The sequence below is a fragment of the Vibrio sp. D54 genome, assembly GCF_021728075.1.
Lineage (GTDB): Bacteria > Pseudomonadota > Gammaproteobacteria > Enterobacterales > Vibrionaceae > Vibrio > Vibrio alginolyticus.
Map to the genome: position 1 here is coordinate 325,134 of NZ_JAKKCS010000005.1, position 22,528 is coordinate 347,661.

Genomic DNA, 22,528 nt, shown 5'->3' on the forward strand with positions numbered 1-22,528 from the left:
ACGAAATTCTGATAGAGGTAAATAATACAATTAGCCTATTATGAGAGCAAGAAAGCCATATAAAAAAGGAGGGCATAAGCCCTCCTTCTCAAGAAACTGAAGTGTTAAAAATTCAGTCTTATAGTACGTGTACAGAAGCTGTGTTCGTAGTACCTGAAGCAACTAGAGCGCCAGAAACCATAACAACGATATCGCCTTTGTTACCTAGACCTGATTCTAGAGCAAGTTCTTTACCCGCTACGTAGAATGCGTCAGTGCTTTCGATTGAATCAACAACTACAGGAGTAACACCTTTAGTTAGAACTAGCTGTGCAGCAGTTTTCTTGTTAGTTGTTAGCGCTAGGATGTTTGCAGTTGGGAAGTACTTACGTACTGAACGTGCAGACTTACCGCCTTCAGTTGCAACAACGATAAGTGGAGCAGCTAGTTTCTCAGCTGTGTCTACTGCACCTTTACATACTGCTTCAGTGATGCGAAGACGTGGGCTGTCTAGACGAGAACCTAGTTCAGCTTTTAGCGCTGAGTCAGTACGGTTCGCGATTTGAGCCATGATAGTTACCGCTTCAACAGGGTATTTACCTTTCGCCGTTTCACCAGAAAGCATTACTGCGTCAGTACCGTCCATTACCGCGTTAGCAACGTCGCCTGCTTCCGCACGAGTAGGACGTGGGTTGTTGATCATAGAATCAAGCATTTGAGTTGCTGTGATAACCATCTTACGTGCACGGTTACACTTCTCGATCATCATTTTCTGAGCGAAGATTACTTCTTCAGCTGGGATTTCAACACCTAGGTCACCACGTGCAACCATGATGCCGTCAGAAAGCTCTAGGATCTCGTCGAAGTTATCAACACCTTCTTGGTTTTCGATCTTAGAGATGATGTGGATGTTCTCGCCGCCGTTTGCAGCAAGTACTTCACGGATTTCTTGAACGTCAGACGCTTTACGGATGAAAGAAGCTGCTACGAAGTCAACGCCTTGCTCACAACCAAACTTAAGGTCGTTCTTATCTTTTTCAGATAGTGCAGGTAGGTTTACAGAAACGCCAGGAAGGTTAACACCTTTGTTTTCGCCTAGTGCACCGTTGTTAAGAACTTTACATTTAACTTCAGTTTCAGTCTTAGAGATAACTTCCATCTCGATTAGACCGTCGTCTACTAGGATAGTGTTACCTACGTTTAGGTCTGCTGCGAAACCAGCGTAAGTTACTGCAACTTTATCTTTGTTACCTACAACTGAAGTGTCAGTTGTGAAAGTGAATTCTTGACCTGCTACTAGATCAACATCGTTACCGCCTTCTAGCTTGATAGTGCGGATTTCTGGACCTTTAGTATCTAGAAGAATTGCTAGTGGTTTGCCAGTAGCTTCCATTACTTTACGGAAGTTCGCGATACGAGTGCCGTGTTCTTCGTAGTCACCGTGAGAGAAGTTAAGGCGCATTACGTTCATGCCTGCGTTAACTAGTTCAGTTAGCTTCTCTACAGATTCTGTTTTAGGGCCAATCGTACATACGATTTTGGTCTTTTTCATGGAAGATACTCTCCGGTAAGTATAGTTACAATTTGAAAGTCGGTTATTTACTCTGAAGTCAGGACGTTTTTGATGACATTTAGTACCTGTCACCCACCGATTTTTCGTCTCATTATTAGAACTTCAGATTCTGAAAGTCTTTCACCAAGTTTAGTCATTTTATGACTAAAAGATCGGCGATTTTGGTTACCTTTTTGTGACTAATCCCACTTTATATGCAGAAAGTTGCAAAAAAATAGCCTTCAATTCTGTAATTTTTTTTCTTTTCGGTGGCGAATTCTACCACTGAATGAATCCAATATCACTGTTTAAGAATTGTCTTAGGACAAGGTTTTATCGAGAAATATTAATTTTTTGGATCGAAATAAATGGACTTAAAAGTTTCGGTTTGACTATAATAAGTTTCACATCGAAACTTAAAATCAAAACTTAAATGTCGAAACGAAATACTCAATTAAGAAGACACGCCATTTCTAACTTGGTTTCTGAACTAGGAGAAGTTAGCGTTGATGAACTTGCTCAGAAATTCGAAACCTCAGAGGTCACGATTAGAAAGGATTTAGCTTCTTTAGAGAAAAACGGCCAACTTCTACGCCGCTATGGCGGTGCGATTGCTATCCCAAAGGAAGTCATTCACGAAGAATTGGGCGCTAATGTTTCGACTCGAAAGTTAAGCTTAGCAAAAGCAGCAGCATCATTGATTCGCGATCATAATCGCATCGTGATCGACAGTGGCAGCACGACTGCCGCGCTGATTCAACAGTTGAATGACAAACGTGGCTTAGTGGTCATGACCAACTCGTTGCATGTTGCTAACGCCCTAAATGAATTAGAGAGCGAACCGACACTGCTGATGACTGGTGGTACTTGGGATACGCACTCAGAGTCCTTTCAAGGCAAAGTGGCCGAATCTGTATTACGAGCTTACGACTTTGACCAACTATTCATCGGTGCGGATGGCATCGATCTCGAGCGTGGAACCACGACATTTAATGAGTTGGTTGGCTTAAGTAAGGTAATGGCAGAAGCGTCACGTGAAGTGATCGTAATGATCGAGTCCGAAAAAATCGGCCGTAAGATCCCAAACTTAGAGCTCGCTTGGCATCAAGTTGATGTGTTGGTGACCGATGCAGATATCCAAGCAGAGCATAAAGTACAGATTGAACAACATGGCGTGAAAGTCATTTGCGCCTAATAATGTAATCAGTTTCATATTTTACTTCCCTCTGGATAAAGGCCTTTGCTTGCTGCCTCTATTTGAAATCATGGCTAGGGAAGAACAAAACTACAAACGGAGATAAACACATGTGTGGAATCGTAGGTGCAGTAGCACAACGAGATGTTGCAGAAATTTTGGTTGAAGGTCTACGCCGCTTAGAGTACCGCGGTTACGACTCTGCTGGCGTTGCGGTTGTTGATGGCGAATCAAACCTAACGCGCGTTCGTCGCTTGGGTAAAGTACAAGAATTGGCTGATGCAGTAGAAGAAGCAAAAGTGATCGGCGGAACTGGTATTGCGCACACTCGTTGGGCGACGCACGGTGAACCTTCTGAAATCAACGCTCACCCACACATGTCTGGTGATATCGCAGTGGTCCATAACGGCATCATCGAAAACCATGAAGAGCTGCGTGAGCTGCTTCAATCTCGTGGCTACGTGTTTGAATCGCAAACGGATACAGAAGTTATCGCACACATGGTTGAGTGGGAACTTCGTACTTCAGAAACGCTATTAGAAGCGGTACAAAAAACAGCAAAACAACTTGAAGGCGCATACGGCACCGTAGCGTTGGATCGCAAAGATCCTTCACGCATCGTAGTAGCGCGTTCAGGCAGCCCGATCGTGATCGGTTTTGGTGTAGGTGAAAACTTCCTAGCGTCTGACCAACTTGCATTACTTAACGTTACGCGCCGTTTCATGTACCTAGAAGAAGGTGACGTAGCAGAAATTACTCGCCGTGAAGTCACTGTGTTTGATGCAACGGGTGAGCCAGTTGAGCGTGAAATTGTTGAATCTAACGCAGAGCATGATGCAGGTGATAAAGGCCAATACCGTCACTTCATGCAAAAAGAAATCTATGAGCAACCTAAAGCGTTGATCAACACAATGGAAGGTCGTATCACGTCAGATTCTGTTGTGACAGACGCGATCGGTGTGCACGCGGCAGACATTCTAAGCAAAGTAGAACACGTACAAATCGTCGCGTGTGGTACGTCTTACAACGCAGGTATGACGGCACGTTACTGGTTTGAAGACATTGCAGGCGTGAGCTGTGACGTCGAAATCGCGTCTGAATTCCGTTACCGCAAGTTTGTGACTCGCCCAAACAGCCTATTGATCACGTTGTCTCAGTCTGGTGAAACCGCTGATACGCTAGCAGCACTTCGCCTAGCAAAAGAGAAAGGTTACATGGCGGCTATGACCATCTGTAACGTAGCAGGCTCTTCTCTGGTTCGTGAATCAGATTTTGCGTTCATGACTCGCGCTGGTGTTGAAATCGGTGTGGCTTCAACCAAAGCGTTCACGACTCAACTTTCTGCACTACTTATGTTGGTAACGGCACTGGGTAAAGAGCAAGGTCGCATCAGCAAAGAGAAAGAAAAAGAGATTGTTGAAGCGCTACACGCACTTCCTAAGCAAATCAACGCGGCACTTTCTTTCGAGAAAGAAATTGAAGCACTAGCAACGGATTTTGCAGACAAGCACCACACATTGTTCCTAGGCCGTGGCGAGTTCTACCCAATCGCGATGGAAGCGTCTCTAAAACTGAAAGAGATCTCGTACATCCACGCAGAAGCGTACGCGGCGGGTGAACTGAAACACGGTCCTCTGGCTCTAATTGATGCTGACATGCCAGTTGTTGTGGTTGCACCAAGCAACGACCTACTTGAAAAGCTAAAATCAAACGTTGAAGAAGTGCGTGCGCGTGGCGGCCTTCTATACGTATTCGCAGATGCAGACGCAGGCTTCGAAGGCGATGAAACAATGAAGATCATCACGATGCCTCACGTTAGTGAAATCACGGCGGCGATCTACTACACCATCCCAATGCAGTTACTGTCTTACTACGTAGCACTGATCAAAGGTACGGACGTAGACCAACCACGTAACCTAGCGAAAGCGGTAACGGTTGAGTAATTACACTTAATAGCAAAATTCTAAGCGGCACATGCGAGAGTATGTGCCGCTTTTTTTATTTAAACCCACTTTAAGGTTTGTGAGTTATTGACCCAACTGGTGAGCGGTTAGAATTGCAGAGTAGACGTTTTCTGCCGTCACTGGGAATGGCATATTGTGGATGGTTTCTCCCTCGGCCGTTGAGGCTTCGGCGACCTCGCGCAACTTAGTGTGGTTAAGCTCTTTAACGCCCATATCAAATAAGTTGGTTGGTAGACCTACAGAGCGGCAGAATGCAAGAACCGTATTAATCTCTTCCATCGCTGCGTTTTCTAGTACCAGCTGAACTAGTGTGCCGAACGCGACTTTCTCACCATGATAGAGATGATGACACTCTTCAAGCTTAGTTAGGCCGTTATGAATAGCGTGAGCACCCGCTAGACCACTGCTTTCAAAACCGATACCGCTTAGGTATGTATTGGCTTCAATAATGTTTTCTACCGCTTTGGTGCTCACACCATTTTCTACCGCAGCTTTTGCTTTTACACCATCTTCAAGCAAGGTTTCATAGCAAAGTTTCGCAAGCGCTTGTGCTGAACGCGTCGCTAACCCACCAGCCATTGTTGCCTTACCAGAAGTCATGTTGGCACGAGCTTCAAAGTAGGTGGAAAGCGCGTCGCCCATCCCCGATACAAGTAAGCGAACAGGGGCTTTGGCGATGACTGACGTATCCATGATGACCATGTCTGGGTTTTTAGGGATCATCAAATATTCTGCAAATTCACCTTCAGGTGTGTATATCACCGCAAGCGCTGAGGTTGGCGCATCAGTCGAGGCAATCGTAGGAACCACCACGACAGGAATTTTGGTGTAAAACGCAACAGCCTTTGCTGTATCTAACGTTTTACCGCCACCAATACCGACAATGACATCGTGTTTTTGAGTCGCACAAATGTCCGTGATGCGTTCAATCTCAACGCGCGAACATTCGCCACCAAAAATGTTCATAGTGAGTGGAAGCTTTTCGTCAGCAAAACTTTGTTTGACGTCATCACCAACCAGGTTAGTCACGAACTCATCGGCAATTACTAACGGACGTTCACCCAATGTTTTCATATAGTGAGCGATAGATGTAAGTACTTGTTCACCTTGGACGTATTTGCTTGGGCTGATAATAATTTTGTCCATAATTCAAACCTTTAACCTTTTTTTTGTGTGTTTTGGAGTGCAATGAATATCCATTGTAGGGATAAGGTTTATATTAGGTTTGGTGTGGTAAGTGGTGAAGGATATCTCTGGTTTTGTTCCATGCTTTTATGACCTCTGTGTCAAACCGACTGTCAGAAGTAATAAGCATCAGCATGCTTTATGGCGACGATCACTATTCAGGAAAATTTGTCGTTTTTCGTTTCATATTGAAACAATAATGCCGAAGTTTTTGTTTCAATATGAAACAGATTGATTTTTGTTGAGCACGCTTTTTCTCTGTTTAAGATGAATTCATACCCTACATAAAAATATAAATGGAATGAGATAGAACGATGAAAAAATTAATTAACCAAGTTGATGATGTTGTATTGCAGCAAATGGAAGGTCTGGCTTTATCTCGCCCAGAGCTAAAAGCGAACTACGAACCTCGTTACATGTGGCATGAGGAAACGCCGGGGCAAGTGGCATTGGTTTCTGGTGGTGGCTGTGGTCATGAACCTTTGCACGCAGGTTTTATTGGTAAAGGCATGCTGACAGGCGCCTGCCCAGGAGAGGTATTTACTTCACCTACACCAGATCAAATGTACGAATGTGGCAACCAAGTGAATACTGGTGAAGGCGTGCTATTTATCATTAAAAACTACACCGGCGATGTGTTGAACTTTGAAACGGCCGTGGAGCTCCTTCATACCGATGGTATCAAAGTTGGGTCGGTGTTGGTGGATGACGATGTTGCAGTCAAAGACAGCCTGTATACCGCTGGTCGCCGTGGCGTCGCTGGAACGGTATTGGTTGAAAAGTTAGCTGGGGCTGCCGCGAGCAAAGGTTATTCGTTGGAGCAATGTGAAGCACTGGCTCGTCGCGTTAATAACCACTGTCGTTCATTTGGCGTGGCGCTTAATGCTTGTGTTGTACCCGCAGCAGGTAAACCATCTTTTGTTCTGGAAGATGATGAAGTTGAGTTTGGTGTTGGTATCCATGGTGAACCAGGTATCAAGCGAGTGAAATACACCGATGTCGATACGTTAGTGGATGAAATGTTTGCTGAAGTTGCTGAAAACACACCTTATCAGCGCACATTGCGTATTTGGAATCGTGACGAAGGTGAATGGGATGAAGTGGAATCCAGCATTGAGCCTTTCGCCGCTGAACACGACTACATCGTGATGGTGAATGGTATGGGTGGTACGCCAACTTCAGAGCTTTACGGAGTGTACCGCCGTCTGGCTCATAACTGCGAGCAAGCAGGGTTCCGTATCGTGCGTAATATGGTTGGTAACTTCTGTACGTCACTCGATATGGAAGGCGTTTCGATTACGTTGCTGAAGGCAGACAAAGAGATGTTGGAGCTGTTTGATGCTCCTGTCGATACGGCCGCGATCAAGTGGTAACAGGGGAGAGGAAACATGCAAATTGAAAAACAACATATCGTTCACTGGCTAGAGTTATGTGCAAAAACGTATCAAGAGAATCAAGATTTTCTGACCGACCTTGATCGTGATATTGGTGACGCCGACCACGGTCTCAATATGAACCGTGGCTTTAAAAAAGTTGTTGAAAAACTGCCGCAATTTGCGGACCAAAATATCGGCAGCATTCTCAAGAATACGGGCATGACCTTGCTTTCTAGTGTCGGTGGGGCAAGTGGCCCGCTGTATGGCACGCTGTTTATTCGCACGGCTGCCGCTGTCGGAACCCGAGAGCAACTAACGTTTGAAGAGTTGGTCGATGCACTAAAAAGCGGTGTGGATGGCGTGGTGTCTCGTGGTAAAGCGGAACTGGGTGATAAAACCATGTGTGATGTTTGGTTACCCGTTTTAGTTAGCGTGAAGGCATCGTTAGAAAATGGTATGAGTGCTGACCATTTATTGAATGAAATGGTTGAGCTAGCAGAAACGAACGCGGTTGCCACGATTGAAATGTTGGCGAAAAAAGGGCGAGCAAGCTATCTGGGGGAACGTAGTATTGGCCACCAAGATCCCGGTGCAACCTCTTCTTTGTTAATGATTAAAGCACTACAGCAGGCAATAGCAGGTAATTAAGATGGTGGGAATTGTAGTTGTATCTCATAGTCGTCGCCTTGCAGAAGGGGTGGCCGAACTTGCCACCCAAATGACGCAAGGCAAAGCCAAGCTTGCGATTGCTGCTGGGATTGATGATCCAGAGAACCCGATCGGAACCGATGCCATTGCCGTGATGGAAGCGATTGAGCAGGTACAAGATCAACAAGGGGTTGTTGTGTTGATGGATCTTGGCAGCGCGTTGCTTAGCACGGAAATGGCTCTGGACCTGATTGATGATCATGTGAGGGAAAATGTCACCCTTATCTCGGCACCTATTGTTGAAGGAACCATGGCGGCGTCGGTGGCTGCCGCCGCCGGACTGCCTTTATCGACGGTAGTCGAAGAGGCACAGAATGCGTTAAGCGTAAAACAAGAGCATCTTGGTGATCAGCCACTAACATCCGCTGAGATAGCGCCAGTATCAGAAAACTTTGAGCAAGAACGGACATTTGATTGGGTAGTGCAAAATCCGCATGGATTACATGCTCGTCCCGCTGCGGCCATTGTTGGTGCACTCGCGCCTTTTGACTGCCAATTATGGTTTAAAAAAGGCGAGCGCCGTGTGAACGCGAAAAGCTTAAACAGCATTGCGAAACTTGGCGTTCGTAGTCAAGAGACGATCACCTTATGCGCACTTGGACCTCAATCCAGTGAAGCAATCAAGGCATTTGAAGCCTTAGCTTATGAGCACTTCGGAGAAAAAGAGGCGGTTGAGCAAGGCATTGTCGAACCTGAAGAAAGCTCGGGTACTCTGCTCGATGGCATGGCCTCAAATCAGATTGAAGGTGCTGTTGTTGGTATTCGAGTCAATGACGGTATCGCTACTGCTCCTGCTGTCCTTTTTACTCATGAAATGCCAGCTGTGCCTGAACGTGATTTCCAAAGTGAACAAGATGAAATTGAACGGGTTAAGCGTGCGATAGGCGTGGTTGTTCAACATTTGCAGGAGCAAGCGAAGCAGCCGAAAGGGGAAATATTTGCTGCTCATAGCATGATGCTCAGTGACCCAGAATTATGGGCATCGGTCGAGTCGCGAATTCAAACGGGCATGATAGCCGAGCAAGCTTGGGTAGAATCACTGCAAACGTTGGCCGAAGAGTTTCGCCAGGCAGAAAGTCAGTACATGCGGGAACGCGAAGCAGATGTACATGATATCGCACGCCAAGTTATGGTCGAAATGACAGGCGTAACGCCTAATGCCATCGACATTCAGGAACCGAGTATTTTGTTGGCCCGCGACCTGATGCCTTCTGATGTGGCCGGGCTTGATAAATCGAAAGTGCTTGGTATCTGTTTGAGTGAGGGAGGGAAAACCTCTCACAGTGCGATTCTTGCTCGTGCGATGGGGATTCCTGCCATCGTTAAAGCTCAGGGCTGCCTTGATGCTGTGCGTGCTGGTCAAGTGGTGACTATTGATGGCTTCCGAGGGCATTTATGGTTCTCTCCTTCAGATGCCGTACAGCAGGAATTAGAAGCGCAACAAATTGAGTGGCAAAGCATCCGACAACGTGCATTAGCGAGTGCTCAGCAAGCCGCAGTCACCTGTGATGGTGTCCATATTCAAGTATTCGCCAATATTGGTGGACCGAAAGATATTGATGATGCACTAACATCGGGGGCTGAGGGCGTTGGTCTATTTCGGACTGAGTTTCTATTTCAAAACAGTGATGAGTTGCCGACTGAGGAAGCGCAATATCAAGTGTATCGTGATATTGCTGCCGCACTTGGTGATAAGCCACTTACGATTCGTAGTCTAGATGTTGGCGGTGACAAGCCTTTAGCCGCTTATCCTATGCCAGCAGAAGATAATCCATTTTTAGGTTTGAGAGGGGTGCGGTTGTGCCTTCAACATGAGTCATTGTTTACCGCTCAACTTCGAGCCATTCTGAGAGCCTTTCACGAGCAACCGAATATTCAATTGATGATACCGATGGTGGCTCAGGTTGAAGAAGTGAGAAAAGTAAAAGCGCTGTTGGCGCATCAAGCAAACCAACTCGGCTTGGATGCGACTCATTTGCCCGTTGGTATTATGATTGAGGTGCCAGCCGCGGTATTAAATGCTGATGCGTTAGCCCAAGAAGTCGACTTTTTCTCTATTGGCACCAATGATTTGACTCAATATGTTATGGCCGCCGATCGAGGTAACGCCGCTGTTGCTGAATTGGTGAACTACTTTGAACCATCGGTACTAAAAGCCATTGAGCTCACGTGTGCAGCAGGCGATCGCGCGGGTATACCGGTTAGTATGTGTGGTGAGATGGCTGGCGATCCAAATGCCACAGAAACATTGCTTCGCGTGGGGTTGCGAAAATTCAGCGCCAGTGCGAGTCTGCTACCGGGACTAAAAGCGCAGATTCGTCAGCTGTCTGTCGATGTTTAATCGAAACCGTATCGTTAGTACATCTATACCGGCGTGCTTACGCCGGTTTTACTTTTGTTATAGGAACGCCACTTCACGGCTTAATACAGCTTCATTTGCTCCTGCAGCCCAAACTTATTAATTTTTCTCCATAAGGTCGTGCGGCCAATTTGCAATGCTTTCGCCATATCATGCATTTTGCCATCACACTGATTCCAAGCTTGAACGATAGCTCTTCTCTCGGCTTCTTCTAACGTGATTACTGGCGTATTTTCTGCGGTATGGCGAGAATTCAGTTTAATGTCTTCAGGAATATCGTTCAGCTTGATTAAGTTGGAACTACGGTTAAGCAAAATTCGCTCAGTTCGATTTCTTAATTCAGAGTTGTTGCCTGACCAACGAAAATTCATCAACGCTTCCAGTGCGACTGGCTCTATCGAGATCGTCACATTGTGGCGGCGTTCGTAATGGCTGATAAGCTGCTGGACGAGAAATTCAATGTCTTCTTTACGCTTTCGTAGTGGTGGAATATGCAGCTCGTTCGAGGAGATTTCATAATAAAGTTGCCGACCAAATGAGCGCTGAGTGACATACTCGCTGATCTCTGAAGCGGTGCTGGTAATAAGTTGAAAATCTACGGGGATCAATCGCAAACTGTCGCTGCGGCTGACGAGCCCAGTTTTTAACAACTTAAGTAGCACGGCTTGTAAATCGGGCGACAGATATTCCACCTTTTCTAAAAAGAGCGTACCGCCATGGGCGAGCTCAAACTTTGAAGGCATGCCTTGCCCTTCGTCATACCCCAGGGTTTCTTTGACCAGTTGCTCTGTATTGATGGAGCGGCAGTTGAGCGTAATGAACGGCCCTTCTTTGTAGGTGCTTTCGTTATGAATCGCCATGGCGAGAGTGGCTTTTCCTACGCCTTCTTCACCTGTAATTAGAATCGGTGATTTGGACTTTATGGCCCGTTTTGCCACGGTAATGACATGCTTCATTTTTCGTGAAATGACGGGCAAAGTGCTGAACGTATAGCGCGCACTGCCACCTATTTGTTGTTGAGCAAGTTCGCGAATTTTATCGATAGGGTGCAAGAACAATAAGTGTGTGCCGTCGTTGAGTGGACGCAAGGTGATGATCGCTTCAACAAACTCGCCACGAACCTCTACCGTTGTGAGTTTACGGTTTATGCTCGCACCTGACTCAATACTAGTAAGGACATTCGGTGGGAAGCGTAAAACAGAAAAGACTTCTTTATCCAAGACCTGACTGGCTTCAATGTTTAACAAACGCTCGGACTGGTGATTTACCATGGTGATGCGATTTTCTTCATCCCACGCTAGAAGGCCGTCATCCATGCACTCTAACGTTGCGTTATGCGCACAAGTGAGGCGGTTCATGTTTTCTTGTTCCGACTGAATGTGGATTTGCAAGCTGACTTCTTTCGCGCTCGACGCGATGATGACTAAGTCTTCTTTCTTATAGCTTTCCGCTTTTCTGAAAAGGCATGTTGTACCGCGTAATTTGCCAAATTGGTCAAAAACAGGCGCCGCTACAGAGGCATAAGAGTGCAAGTGGCGATTGAAATGTTCGGCAGCAAAAACTTCACACGGGATATGAGTGTTGATACAGAGATTGACTGCATTTGTGCCTATCTTTCCTTCGGAGAGAAAACAGCCTTGTTTTATGCCGAGCGTTTGCATCTCTTGTCGCATAGAGTCGTGCCCGACGGTGGAGAGAATACAGCCGTTGCCATCGGTTACCATCAATACCAGGTCTTCGTCACCAAGCATATCGTACGTATCTTCAAGTACGGTCGTGGCGCATTCGATGAGATGTTCGTTGCGCTTCATTAGAGATGAGAAGGTAAATCCAGAGGCAATATGTGGTTTTGACCAGGTGTAAGGGCTGCATTGCTTTATGCAACGCTCCCACGACTCGAGGACGGGAGTGCGGGAAAATTCTGGAGATACCCAGTGGTGTTTCTGGAAAAACTCCCACTTAGTTTTAGTGTCTTCGATTGAAAGCATGCGATACCGTTTCAATACTAGCGATAGATTGGTCTGATGTTACAGAGACATCGGAATATGGACTGTGATGGCTTTCACGCACGTTGTATAGAAGAATGTGCAAAAAGAGGGGCGAGTTGAGGAGGCTTCCGTGCCAGTTTTTCGATTAAAAAGGGCTGTCTTTGCCGAGCTCATTGCAAATCTCGACAATGGCAAGTGAGAGCCCTGACTTAATGATTTGTTGTTGACGTTGCAGTTGTAGCTGATAAAACTCAAGGTCGATGTCGTCATCTGGTTCGCTGACTTCCAGTTGTACCATGCCCATTTTCTTCACCAAGTGCAGTTTCTTAATTGGTTCTAGAATATTCGGGTCAGTGAATTCGTAATCTGAAGCGTCACTATTGAGTTGGTTTTTGAGTTTGATGATGTCTTCGATGTCGTGGTAAATGTCATCGGGGAGCACTCCCAAGCCAAACAATAACTTCAAACGAACAGACAGATCGCCCAGCGGTCCAGAGTCTTGTAGCAGCGGACCGACAACCGATTGAACAGCGAAGTTATCTTTACGAAAGATTCTTTGCACTAACCCGTCGATCGAATCGTTAAAAACGTCGACTGCTGCAATGAAAAAGCCTCGTACCGATGGGGCGCTGTTTAATCGCTCAATGATCTCGGTTTCGTTGATGTTATCTGCCATATACTGAATACATTTCTAATTATTAGCTATCCCAACTCTTCAAGCAGAGAAGGACATAGAAGGGGAGCCGAGCTCCCCTAGGTAAATCAAAGCTGGTTGTAAAGTGTCTCGATTTGAGCCGCTTCATCACTGTCTTCTGCAAGACCTGTGTATGTCGCTAGCGTCTTCTTCACACCCACTTCTTTTAATGAGTTTTGTAGCTCTACGGCTTGTGGGTCAGTGTCGTTAGTGTACTTCAACGCAGCGGCAATGCCTTTCAAAAGTGTTTGATTTTCAGTGCCATACTCAATTGTACCGAGTAAAGGCTTCACTAATCTATCGTTTGCACCCAATTTTCGAATTGGTTGACGACCTACGCGATCCACCTCATCCACTAAGTATGGGTTGGCAAAGCGTCCTAAAATCTTCTCGATGTAGGCGTTGTGCATGTCACGGTCGAAGCCGTAACGTTTGATCAGCACTTCACCACTCTCTTGCATCGCCTGTTTTACTTCAGCGTGAATGCTTGGGTCTTCAATTGCTTCACGAATGGTACGATGGCCTTTCAAGCAACCTAGGTAAGCGGTAATGCAATGGCCTGTATTGAGAGTGAATAGCTTGCGTTCTACGAATGCCATTAGGTTGTTGGTTCTTTCCATGCCTGCGATATCAGGGATTTCACCTTTGAATTGCTGTTCATCCACAATCCATTCACTAAAACTCTCTACCGTGACTTCTAGTGGGTCATCGTTCGCGGCTTCTGCTGGTGGTACGATGCGGTCCACTGCGGAGTCGACGAAGCCAACTAGCTCGTCTGCTTTCGCGTGTAATGATTCATCCAAATGTTTGTACACTTCACCTTTTAGGTGTGTGGTGCCACGAACCATGTTTTCACACGCGATGATGTTCAACGGTTTTTCGTTGCCTGCCGCAAAGCGCTTTGCAATGCCGGTCGCGATGGTTTTTGCAATGATGTCCAGTACGTTAGGGCCAACCGCTGTTGTTACCAAGTCGGTTTTTACAATGCGGTCAATGACATCTTTACTGGCTGAGTTTACTGCGGTGACGTGAGTTACTGTGTCGATTTGGCACTCAGTACCGACCACTTTTACTTTGTATTCTTGCTTGTGACTCAGTTGATCGACGAGTGGTGCGTCAACGTCTGCAAATGTCACCTCGACTTCTGCATCAGCTAAGAGTTTTCCGATGAAGCCACGACCAATGTTACCTGCGCCAAAATGAACTGCGTTTTTCATAATTCTTACCTACCAATGTCTGAAATGTTGACTAAACGAATTTAGGGTGAGGCCAACCGCATAGGGGGTGACAGCTGACCTCGGTTTGCTCAGGAGCAAATTAAAGGGAGTGATTAAGCCGCTTGCTGGCCGCCAAGGATGTTCAGAATCTCTTCCACATCGTTGGTGCTAGTTAGCTTCTCAATTGCCTCCGGCTCATCGAGCGCGTTTGTAATGGTGGTAATCACCTGGATGTGCTCATCGTTCTTAGCGGCAATGCCGATAACCAGTTTCGCTACATCATCGTCGTCTTCAGTAAATTGGATACCCGATGGGTATTGGCAGATTACAATGCCGGTTTTCTTCACGCGGTCTTTCGCTTCTACCGTACCGTGAGGTACAGCGATAGATTCGCCTAGGTAAGTTGGAACCAACGCTTCACGCTCAAACATCGCGTCTACGTATTCTGGTTCTGCGTAGCCAAGTTCAACCAATTTGTTGCCTGCAAAGCGAATGGCTTCTTCTTTGTTGGCTGCTTTCAAACCTAGGTGAATGTTCTCACGCTGGATTTGGAATACCGATGGTTGTTGTGGCTCAAAGCTGTCGTCGTTCGCCGCCATGACTGACACTTTTACCATCTGGTCGTCATTAGCTGCGGATTGGTTTTGTGCTGCTAGTAGTTTGGTGACTAGCTGGTTGTACATTTCGCTGTCTAGGAAGTTAGTCAATGAAATGTGGTGTGCGTTTGGAGCATGCTTACGTGCACGATCCGTTAAGTCTTTATGAGTAATCACGATATCTGCACTCTCTGGTAAGCTGTTAATGGCAAGGTTGGTTACGTGGATGTTCAGACCTGCGTCTTGAACCTTTTTGCGTAGCATGCTCGCTCCCATTGCACTCGAGCCCATGCCCGCATCACAAGCGACAATGATGCTTTGTACTGTCGCTAGGTCTACGTCACCTTTGCTTTGGCTGTTTACCACCGCATCGTTTTTAGATGCTGATTTCATGTCTTTCATTTGTGATGTTGCTTTTTCTAGTGCTGCTGCATCACCGTCTTCTTCTGTTGACGTTTGTGTCTTCATTAGCAGTGCTGCTACGGCGAATGACACGCCTGTTGCTGCTGCGATAGACGCTAGAACACCAACGATTGAGCCTTTCTGAGTCATCAACAAGATTGCAAAGATTGAACCTGGTGATGCTGGAGAAACGATACCTGCGTTAAAGATAGTTAGAACGAATACGCCAGTCATACCACCTGCGATAGCCGCAAGGATTAGGCGAGGGTTCATTAGGATGTATGGGAAGTAAATCTCGTGGATACCGCCGAAGAAGTGGATGATTGATGCACCACCTGCCGTTTGACGAGCCGTACCTTTACCAAACACCATGTAAGCTAGCAGGATACCTAGACCAGGACCTGGGTTTGCTTCGATTAGGAAGAAGATCGATTGACCTGTTTCAGACGCTTGTTGGATACCCAGTGGAGAGAAAATACCGTGGTTGATCGCATTGTTTAGGAACAGGATCTTCGCAGGTTCAACGAAGATTGAAGTCAGTGGTAGTAGGTGAGCAGAAACTAGGAAGTTAACGCCAGCCGCCAAGCCACCAGAAAGAATTTTTACGAATGGACCGATAAAGATGAAAGCAAGGATCGCACATAGCATGCCGATGATGCCCGCAGAGAAGTTGTTAACCAACATCTCGAAGCCACTTTTTACTTTACCATCGATGTAGTTATCGAATTTCTTGATAGCCCAGCCGCCCATTGGGCCGACCATCATTGCACCCATAAACATTGGGATGTCTGTGCCGACAATCACACCCATTGTTGTGATTGCACCGACTACCGCACCACGATTGCCACCAACTAATTTACCACCGGTGTAACCGATAAGTAGTGGCAGCAAGTAGGTAATCATTGGGCCAACCATAGAGGCTAACGTTTCGTTTGGTAGCCATCCAGTTGGGATAAATAGAGCAGTGATAAAGCCCCACGCGATAAACGCGCCGATGTTTGGCATTACCATGTTTGACAGAAAACGACCAAAATTTTGTATCTTGATCTTGGCATCTGGTGATATCATAACAATTCCCCGTTCGATGTTCTGATGAATCTTGTTGTAGTAAACGGTTCGCCAAAACCGTTTGTTTGATTGCTTAGTACCCAATCAATTTACCACACATTTTCCAATTGGAACTGACAACGGGTTTTTCGTGATCTACGCCCGCATTTCTTAGGCTGAGAAACGGTTTTTAAGTGACCAAGTTCAACTTATTAACTTGTAACTTAATAACAAAAAGCAACTTTCAAACCTGTCAATAAAAATCTTAGTGATCAATCCGATCTTCTGACAAATTTAAAATCAAAATACTTTGTGACTTTGATCACTTTTGATTTTTTTTGAAATTCGAATTAAATGCTTGTGATGATCAATGTCACGTTTTGCGTTGAGTTGTGGTGGATTTAAAGTGTGACTTGGATCTGTTTTTGTTTTTTGTGAAAGTTTGTGACGGAATTGGTGAGGTAAATGCTATCTAGATCTTTCGATAGATTGTATCTATAAGAGTCTTTTCGGCGCACTTCACGGAGCACGCCTAATTAGTTGATGAAAGGGTAAATAAAGTGAGTCGCCACACGGTTCTTCTTGTGATTCCCAACTCTCTACTTAATCACTGTTCTTAATCATCGTTGCTATTAGTATGATAGACGAGGTAGTCATGAGCTTGCTCGCGTCCCATATACCTTGCCAACGTCTTTTCTTGAACATCGCGCAAATCCACCATAATCAATCCATCTAGAGCGTTATTGAATGCAGGGTCGACGTTGAAGCATACCAGCTTGCCATTGAGGCTTAAGTACTGACGCAGCAAAACGGGCACTCCTTTCCCTTCATCGATTCTGGCAATGACGCGTGATAGTAACTGTAAATCACCCAGAGCAGTGAGCATGCTGGTGTTCCAGTCACGGTGGTGCTCAGGAAGTGGGTTAGAAGGTGTGACGTACTCTGCGCAATTGTTGTCGTAGTGGTGCAGTGTCATTGATTGAGCCAGTAATTGACGTGCAGTATCGCTATAATCGTTGCTAATGCTTACCGGACCAAATAGGTGAGTGTAATCTGGGTTTTGATGAACGAACGTTGCGATGCCTTTCCACAGCAGCAGTAGCGCGCTCATGCTCTTTTGATATTGCTGTGCAATCACAGAGCGCCCCATCTCAATGGATTTACCCATTTGGTCGATAAAGCGTTGGTCATAGTTAAACAACGTTCGTGAATACAGACCTGCTACGCCGCGCTTTTCAATCAGTTGATCAACCAGACCTAAACGATACGCGCCCACCAAGCATTGGTTCTCTCTGTCCCACACAAACAGATGCAGGTAATCATGATCGAAATGGTCAATGTCTATTGCTAGTCCCGTCCCTTCGCCAACTTGTCGAAAATTGAGCTCACGTAGGCGACCAATTTCATGCAGTAGGGAAGGGATACTCTGCGACTCCGTGCAGTAAACATCGAACTCACCACTTGTTAGCAGCTTGGACTCTTTTGGTAAGTTGTTCAGCTCTTCAAGCAATTCGCCTACGGGTAACCCTGCCGCTATTGGAGAGAGCATTTCTGATGAAGAAGAAGGCTTCACTGAATGGGTTTCACGATTGAGCAAGTAAGTGTTGAGCCGCAAATAGTTCACCACTTGATCATCGTTAAGTGTGTTGATCTCTTTGAATTTGATCACTTGGCCAAAAGATAAATCAATGGTTTGCGCATGTTTGTTCAGTAGCTCCCGCCCGAGCATTAGGGTACGCAAAAGTGGATGGATTTTCCCTGCCATATAGAAGCGTTTCGAGTTCTGACCACTGATGAATACTGGAACTGTCGTTGCTTTGTTTTTGCGGATCAGGCTACTTACGCTTCGACTCCACGCTTTGTCTTCCAAGCGTTGCTGTTTGGCATCGACTAACTGGGACACTTCACCGGCAGGAAAGACAAGCAATAAGCCGCCACTTGCGAGGTGTTTATTAGCCGCTCTGAGGGCCTTCATATTCGATTTGACGGCGTCTTTGCCTTCAAACACATCGACACCAATGAAGAGCTGATCTAACTCCGGCACGGTTTTCAGGTATTGATTGGCTAGAATTTGGATGTCGTCTCGTACCATCAACAAGAGTTCGGCCAAGATGACGCCTTCCACACAACCAAGCGGGTGGTTCGCCACAATGACGGTAGCACCTTGCTTAGGTACTGAGTCGAGTGAACCATGAGCAATGCGATAATCGATACCTAAGATATCCAGCGTGAAGCGGAGAAAAGTTTTGGTATCGGCATTAACGGGGCGTTGGGCGTAGAACTTATCAAGTTGGTTTAAACCGGTTGCCCATTCAGCAACGTTTTCACCAATGCCAAACGGCGTTTTACGAGGGAGACGAAAAGGGGTTGAACTATCCATATTTACCTCAGCGTACAAGTTGCTGATTGGATAGTAGAAATTACAGATGACAGTTAAGAGGCAAAAGCATGAGCCTTTGGTGACAAACTAATGAAGCTTTATTGACTAAAGAAAACGGTATATCACTGTGCTATGAATCAAAACTCGCGTTATGTCTCCCTCTTAAAACAAGAGATAGGCTATCTTATTTAGAACAAAGATTAAGCTAAGTTGATATTTATCAGGGGGAAATAATGGAACGAGTTTCCAATAAAGCAGCACTTTGGATTGGGCTAAGTTTGATACTTGGCCTTGGCATCCTTGGCTATTTTATGCAGCAGACGGCGGTGAAATACCGAGCCTATGAAAGAGTCGTGACAGTAAAAGGTTTGTCGGAGCGTGAGTATCCTGCTGATACGGTGATTTGGCCGATTCAATTTACTCTAGCGAGTAATGATATGGGGGCCATGTTTGATGAAATTGACCAGCAAACCCGTTTGATTTTGGACTTTCTAAGTGCCAAAGGGCTTCCTGAAACCAGCGTTTCCCTTTCTTCCCCAGCGGTCATTGACAGAAAAGCACAGCAATATGGGAGCGAGCAAGACATTGAGTATCGTTATTTGGCCTCGCGAACCGTTACGGTTTACAGCCAGAGTGTTGATGTTGTTCGAGCGGCAATCAATGAAATAGGTGAGTTAGGAAAACAAGGCGTTTTGCTTAACCAAGATCCTTATGCAAATCGTGTTGAGTACAGCTTTACTAAGCTGAATGATGTGAAGCCAGACATGATCGAAGAAGCGACTAAGAATGCGCGTGAAGTGGCGCAAAAGTTTGCGAAAGACTCACAGAGTTCACTGGGTAAGATCAAACGTGCCACGCAAGGGCAGTTCTCGATTTATGACCGAGATAGCAACACGCCTTACATTAAGAAAGTACGAGTGGTCTCAACCGTTCAGTATTACTTATCGGATTAAAATAATAGTCAAAAAGCCGCTCATCGTGTGAGCGGCTTTCGATAAGATGAGAGCTATAGGATAGGATTAATATCTTGCTCTGTATGCTCACCTTCGACAACATCAACTGGCGTGTAGTGCTGGTAAATCAAGAAACCGTCTTCTGAAGTTTCATGAGCGTCTGGTGTATCAATATACGCAGTACATGTGTAGCCAATGCTGTAAGTACCCGGGCCGATGTAACCAAACTCGTAGCTGTAGGTTGTATTACCTTCTTCGTCTTGCGATTCATTCACGTTAGCTACCGCAACTGGCGCGTTGAGTGGATCTGTCGCACCCATATCGCCCATGGTTGAGCGATCCATTGAACCTGTATACAGATAAACAGAGTGAACGGCAGGAACGTCATTTATTGCATTTGATGCGGCACTGTCTGCTTCACATGCTTGATACTGAATTTCACTGACTTCACCACTAATATGACCTGATTCTGATGCGTTTACTAAGCTTACCGCATTAGAGTTCATGTTCATGTAATCTTTGCCTGTTGGATCCGCCAGACCTTTGCGTAAGTCAAACTCGACAACATAGCTATTATGACCAGTATGAATTTTTACATACTGACCTTTTTGCGAAAACTTTAAGCGACCTTGATCGCTCGTATCTGGTTTAAAACCAAAACAGCTGCCTCGGCTAGGTACAACTAAGCCTTTGATGTTGCCGTCTGTCTTCTCTACGTATGACAGTGTTGTATCGTTTAATTGTTTGCCGTCTTTAGCGTACACACACATAGCATAATCACCAGGAGCGATGTCCTGTTCGTGAATGATCGTTTTAGCGTTGCTTCCCTGATATTCCATTAGATCAACTTGGTGTAGTGCTCCATTGTCACTAGCATCTAACAGAATGTGTTCTCCAGTTTGCTCGCCAGTTTCAGGGTCAAATGGTACAAGGACAACATCTTGAAACGCTAAAACGACTTTGTTGGCATCGTCGACAGGAGCATCGGAAACGCTGAGAGAAAAAGTGGCTGCTTCTGTATCGGATGAAGAGTCGTCGCTACCGCAGCCCGTCAATAAAAGACCACCTGAGATAGCAAGTAAAGGATAGGTATATTTTTTCATTATGACCTCTTGTTTACACTGCTGATAAATGTAAAAGGCTAGTCTCAAAGTCGAGAAATGATGTCATTGTATTGTGATAGAGAGGTCAATCTTCAATGGTGCTATATACAAGTCCTTTTTTATAAAACTAAGTTCTTAACTGTGATGAGGGGAGTTTGATGATAGTCAAGCTGGCTTCTTTCTTATGAGCGTAAGTTAGTATGACTTATTGCTAGAAGGAATTAGTATCATGGCATACAAGCACTTTATTAGAGAACTACTGGGTTTAGCGATTGTTGTCTCTGTCGTCTTTGGCGTATTAGGCGTGATGTTAGAGCTCTTCGCACTGACGGCACTTTGGGAGCATCAGCAAACGATAGCCGATGTTTTCTTCCATGAATCTCTCTACTTCATCGTATTTTTAATCCCACCATACTTCCTCTGGAAGTTGATTAACCGTCCTGAATTGGTTTCTGCTGACCAAGCTTATTTGGCAATGAAGTTAGAGGCTGAAAGTCGACAATGAGTCGATTTAGTGAGTAATGAAAAAGAAGAGGCTATGAGAAAACATTAGCCTCTTTTCTATCTGATTCGTGGGGCAAAGTATTCGCTGCTTTATTGATTAAAAAGCTGCTTCGATTGTGCCTTTGAAAGTGCGATCGAGATAATCACGAATCGCTTGAGATTGATAAATAGAAACGAACTTTTTATACGCTTCATTATTTTTGTCTGCGTTACGAGTGGCGATGACCATGACTGCTAATGGGGCGTCTTTTGCTTCAAGATAGATACTTTGTTTCTTCGGATCTAAACCAGAAGACATTACGTAGTTCATTGTAATCGCAGCCGCGTCCACATCATCTAATGTTCTTGGTAGCTGAGCGGCATCTACCTCGACAAATTCAAATGATTTTGCGTTTTTTGTGATATCAGTTAGGGCTGCTTTATGGCCAACACCCTGTTTCAGCTCAATTAAACCTGCATCGGCGAGTAGCAACAGACCACGACCACCGTTGGTAGGGTCATTTGGAAGCGCTATACGTGCATTGTTTGGAAGCTCTTGCAGTGAGCGATACTTATTGGAATAAAGCCCCATACGCATAAGAATGGACTGACCAATTGATACTAATTGGGCGTTATGGCTACTGTTGAAGTTGTCTAAAAATGGCTGGTGCTGATAGCTATTAATATCGATGCTACCATCGCTAAGAGCGGCATTAGGTGTCACGTAGTCAGAAAACTCAATGACTTCGACATTCAAACCTTGCTTCGCTGCCTCCTTCGCTACCGCCTCGACTACTTGTGCATGTGGCCCAACTGTCGCGCCCACTTTAATGACAGAGTCATCTTTTTCTCCACAAGCGCTTAAGCCGACTACTGCCGTGAGAATCAAAGCTAGTTTCTTTAAGTGACCAATACTTTTCATTGTAGCTCCATTTTTTTGTTTTAGACGTCCATACGTTTGTATGTCCATCCTATCAGAAGTTGTCTGAGGGTCAATGGTTTAAATCACGAGCGGACATTTTGTTTCTATTGCTCGTATAGAAAGCCAGATAATAGTTAAAGAAGAGGGGAAGAGGAAAAGCTATTACGAGGTTAGTGACGAGTTACCGCAACTGTACCCAAAGATATAAGATACAAAAAAGGCGTAGCAGGTATTAACCTGCTACGCCTTTCGAAATATGGTGGCCCCTCGCAGACTTGAACTGCGGACCAATCGATTATGAGCGAAGGTCTGACGTAATCTCACCGCACAATCAACATAGAAACCCTGCCCCGAATCACGCCTAAATCCACCAGCAAAATCACATCACCTGATTACCCGCATGATTTTACTGACGTCGCCGACGG

Annotated in this window: 16 protein-coding genes; 7 read left to right on the top strand and 9 right to left on the bottom strand. The window is 45.5% G+C overall.

The window, feature by feature from the left end; genetic code table 11:
• Window positions 1-118 precede the first annotated feature (118 nt).
• Window positions 119-1,531 carry a pyruvate kinase PykF gene (gene pykF, locus L3V37_RS10005; protein WP_005392243.1) on the bottom strand — a complete coding sequence of 471 codons (1,413 nt, stop codon included), beginning with the start codon at window positions 1,529-1,531 and terminating at the stop codon, window positions 119-121.
• A 433-nt stretch (window positions 1,532-1,964) separates the two neighbouring features.
• On the opposite strand from pykF, the gene L3V37_RS10010 reads away from it, so the two are divergent.
• Both L3V37_RS10010 and glmS read left to right on the top strand, forming a co-directional pair.
• Complete coding sequence (locus tag L3V37_RS10010; protein ID WP_005379701.1) at window positions 1,965-2,726, top strand: DeoR/GlpR family DNA-binding transcription regulator; 762 nt, start codon at window positions 1,965-1,967, stop codon at window positions 2,724-2,726.
• 110 nt (window positions 2,727-2,836) lie between these two features.
• On the top strand, window positions 2,837-4,669 hold the full coding sequence (glmS, locus tag L3V37_RS10015; RefSeq protein WP_005379702.1) for a glutamine--fructose-6-phosphate transaminase (isomerizing): 1,833 nt from the start codon (window positions 2,837-2,839) through the stop codon (window positions 4,667-4,669).
• A gap of 84 nt (window positions 4,670-4,753) precedes the next feature.
• Here glmS and L3V37_RS10020 read toward each other — a convergent pair whose 3' ends face one another.
• A complete protein-coding gene (locus tag L3V37_RS10020; protein ID WP_237306241.1) occupies window positions 4,754-5,836 on the bottom strand; it encodes a glycerol dehydrogenase in 1,083 nt (360 codons plus the stop codon).
• A 353-nt stretch (window positions 5,837-6,189) separates the two neighbouring features.
• On the opposite strand from L3V37_RS10020, the gene dhaK reads away from it, so the two are divergent.
• The 3 genes from dhaK to ptsP are packed head-to-tail and all read left to right on the top strand — an operon-like array spanning window position 6,190 to window position 10,300.
• Window positions 6,190-7,248 carry a dihydroxyacetone kinase subunit DhaK gene (gene dhaK / locus L3V37_RS10025; RefSeq protein WP_237306242.1) on the top strand — a complete coding sequence of 353 codons (1,059 nt, stop codon included), beginning with the start codon at window positions 6,190-6,192 and terminating at the stop codon, window positions 7,246-7,248.
• 15 nt (window positions 7,249-7,263) lie between these two features.
• Window positions 7,264-7,899, top strand: a complete 636-nt coding sequence (dhaL, locus tag L3V37_RS10030) for a dihydroxyacetone kinase subunit DhaL (RefSeq protein ID WP_025768378.1) — start codon at window positions 7,264-7,266, stop codon at window positions 7,897-7,899.
• Window position 7,900: 1 nt separating this feature from the next.
• Window positions 7,901-10,300 carry a phosphoenolpyruvate--protein phosphotransferase gene (gene ptsP / locus L3V37_RS10035; protein WP_237306243.1) on the top strand — a complete coding sequence of 800 codons (2,400 nt, stop codon included), beginning with the start codon at window positions 7,901-7,903 and terminating at the stop codon, window positions 10,298-10,300.
• An 80-nt stretch (window positions 10,301-10,380) separates the two neighbouring features.
• Here the strand turns inward: ptsP and dhaR are convergent, their stop codons facing one another.
• The 5 genes from dhaR to L3V37_RS10060 all read right to left on the bottom strand — a co-directional run bounded on the left by dhaR (window position 10,381) and on the right by L3V37_RS10060 (window position 18,642).
• Complete coding sequence (gene dhaR / locus L3V37_RS10040) at window positions 10,381-12,306, bottom strand: dihydroxyacetone kinase operon transcriptional regulator DhaR (RefSeq protein WP_158159547.1); 1,926 nt, start codon at window positions 12,304-12,306, stop codon at window positions 10,381-10,383.
• 145 nt (window positions 12,307-12,451) lie between these two features.
• Window positions 12,452-12,982 (bottom strand): MltR family transcriptional regulator, encoded by a 531-nt coding sequence (locus tag L3V37_RS10045; RefSeq protein ID WP_005379708.1) that lies wholly within the window; start codon window positions 12,980-12,982, stop codon window positions 12,452-12,454.
• Between the two features lie 86 nt (window positions 12,983-13,068).
• Complete coding sequence (locus L3V37_RS10050; RefSeq protein ID WP_237306244.1) at window positions 13,069-14,217, bottom strand: mannitol-1-phosphate 5-dehydrogenase; 1,149 nt, start codon at window positions 14,215-14,217, stop codon at window positions 13,069-13,071.
• Between the two features lie 113 nt (window positions 14,218-14,330).
• Window positions 14,331-16,283 (bottom strand): PTS mannitol transporter subunit IICBA, encoded by a 1,953-nt coding sequence (locus L3V37_RS10055; protein ID WP_237306245.1) that lies wholly within the window; start codon window positions 16,281-16,283, stop codon window positions 14,331-14,333.
• A gap of 595 nt (window positions 16,284-16,878) precedes the next feature.
• A complete protein-coding gene (locus L3V37_RS10060) occupies window positions 16,879-18,642 on the bottom strand; it encodes a lysophospholipid acyltransferase family protein (protein ID WP_237306246.1) in 1,764 nt (587 codons plus the stop codon).
• A gap of 233 nt (window positions 18,643-18,875) precedes the next feature.
• Between L3V37_RS10060 and L3V37_RS10065 the strand changes: the two genes are divergently transcribed.
• On the top strand, window positions 18,876-19,595 hold the full coding sequence (locus L3V37_RS10065) for an SIMPL domain-containing protein (protein WP_130544775.1): 720 nt from the start codon (window positions 18,876-18,878) through the stop codon (window positions 19,593-19,595).
• Between the two features lie 53 nt (window positions 19,596-19,648).
• On the opposite strand, the gene L3V37_RS10070 is transcribed toward L3V37_RS10065, so the two are convergent.
• Window positions 19,649-20,698 (bottom strand): DUF4382 domain-containing protein, encoded by a 1,050-nt coding sequence (locus L3V37_RS10070; RefSeq protein ID WP_130544774.1) that lies wholly within the window; start codon window positions 20,696-20,698, stop codon window positions 19,649-19,651.
• Window positions 20,699-20,927: 229 nt separating this feature from the next.
• Between L3V37_RS10070 and L3V37_RS10075 the strand changes: the two genes are divergently transcribed.
• On the top strand, window positions 20,928-21,203 hold the full coding sequence (locus tag L3V37_RS10075) for a hypothetical protein (protein WP_005383040.1): 276 nt from the start codon (window positions 20,928-20,930) through the stop codon (window positions 21,201-21,203).
• Window positions 21,204-21,299: 96 nt separating this feature from the next.
• Here the strand turns inward: L3V37_RS10075 and L3V37_RS10080 are convergent, their stop codons facing one another.
• Window positions 21,300-22,103 carry a MetQ/NlpA family ABC transporter substrate-binding protein gene (locus tag L3V37_RS10080; protein WP_130544773.1) on the bottom strand — a complete coding sequence of 268 codons (804 nt, stop codon included), beginning with the start codon at window positions 22,101-22,103 and terminating at the stop codon, window positions 21,300-21,302.
• Window positions 22,104-22,528: the final 425 nt, after the last annotated feature.

Bases quoted from the DNA above. Each gene is read 5' to 3' on its own strand.
- L3V37_RS10070 (WP_130544774.1), bottom strand. From the start codon at position 20,698: ATGAAAAAATATACCTATCCTTTACTTGCTATCTCAGGTGGTCTTTTA.
- L3V37_RS10080 (WP_130544773.1), bottom strand. From the start codon at position 22,103: ATGAAAAGTATTGGTCACTTAAAGAAACTAGCTTTGATTCTCACGGCA.
- dhaL (WP_025768378.1), top strand. From the start codon at position 7,264: ATGCAAATTGAAAAACAACATATCGTTCACTGGCTAGAGTTATGTGCA.
- L3V37_RS10045 (WP_005379708.1), bottom strand. From the start codon at position 12,982: ATGGCAGATAACATCAACGAAACCGAGATCATTGAGCGATTAAACAGC.
- L3V37_RS10050 (WP_237306244.1), bottom strand. From the start codon at position 14,217: ATGAAAAACGCAGTTCATTTTGGCGCAGGTAACATTGGTCGTGGCTTC.
- pykF (WP_005392243.1), bottom strand. From the start codon at position 1,531: ATGAAAAAGACCAAAATCGTATGTACGATTGGCCCTAAAACAGAATCT.
- L3V37_RS10010 (WP_005379701.1), top strand. From the start codon at position 1,965: ATGTCGAAACGAAATACTCAATTAAGAAGACACGCCATTTCTAACTTG.
- L3V37_RS10075 (WP_005383040.1), top strand. From the start codon at position 20,928: ATGGCATACAAGCACTTTATTAGAGAACTACTGGGTTTAGCGATTGTT.
- glmS (WP_005379702.1), top strand. From the start codon at position 2,837: ATGTGTGGAATCGTAGGTGCAGTAGCACAACGAGATGTTGCAGAAATT.
- L3V37_RS10060 (WP_237306246.1), bottom strand. From the start codon at position 18,642: ATGGATAGTTCAACCCCTTTTCGTCTCCCTCGTAAAACGCCGTTTGGC.
- dhaR (WP_158159547.1), bottom strand. From the start codon at position 12,306: ATGCTTTCAATCGAAGACACTAAAACTAAGTGGGAGTTTTTCCAGAAA.
- dhaK (WP_237306242.1), top strand. From the start codon at position 6,190: ATGAAAAAATTAATTAACCAAGTTGATGATGTTGTATTGCAGCAAATG.
- L3V37_RS10055 (WP_237306245.1), bottom strand. From the start codon at position 16,283: ATGATATCACCAGATGCCAAGATCAAGATACAAAATTTTGGTCGTTTT.
- L3V37_RS10020 (WP_237306241.1), bottom strand. From the start codon at position 5,836: ATGGACAAAATTATTATCAGCCCAAGCAAATACGTCCAAGGTGAACAA.
- ptsP (WP_237306243.1), top strand. From the start codon at position 7,901: ATGGTGGGAATTGTAGTTGTATCTCATAGTCGTCGCCTTGCAGAAGGG.
- L3V37_RS10065 (WP_130544775.1), top strand. From the start codon at position 18,876: ATGGAACGAGTTTCCAATAAAGCAGCACTTTGGATTGGGCTAAGTTTG.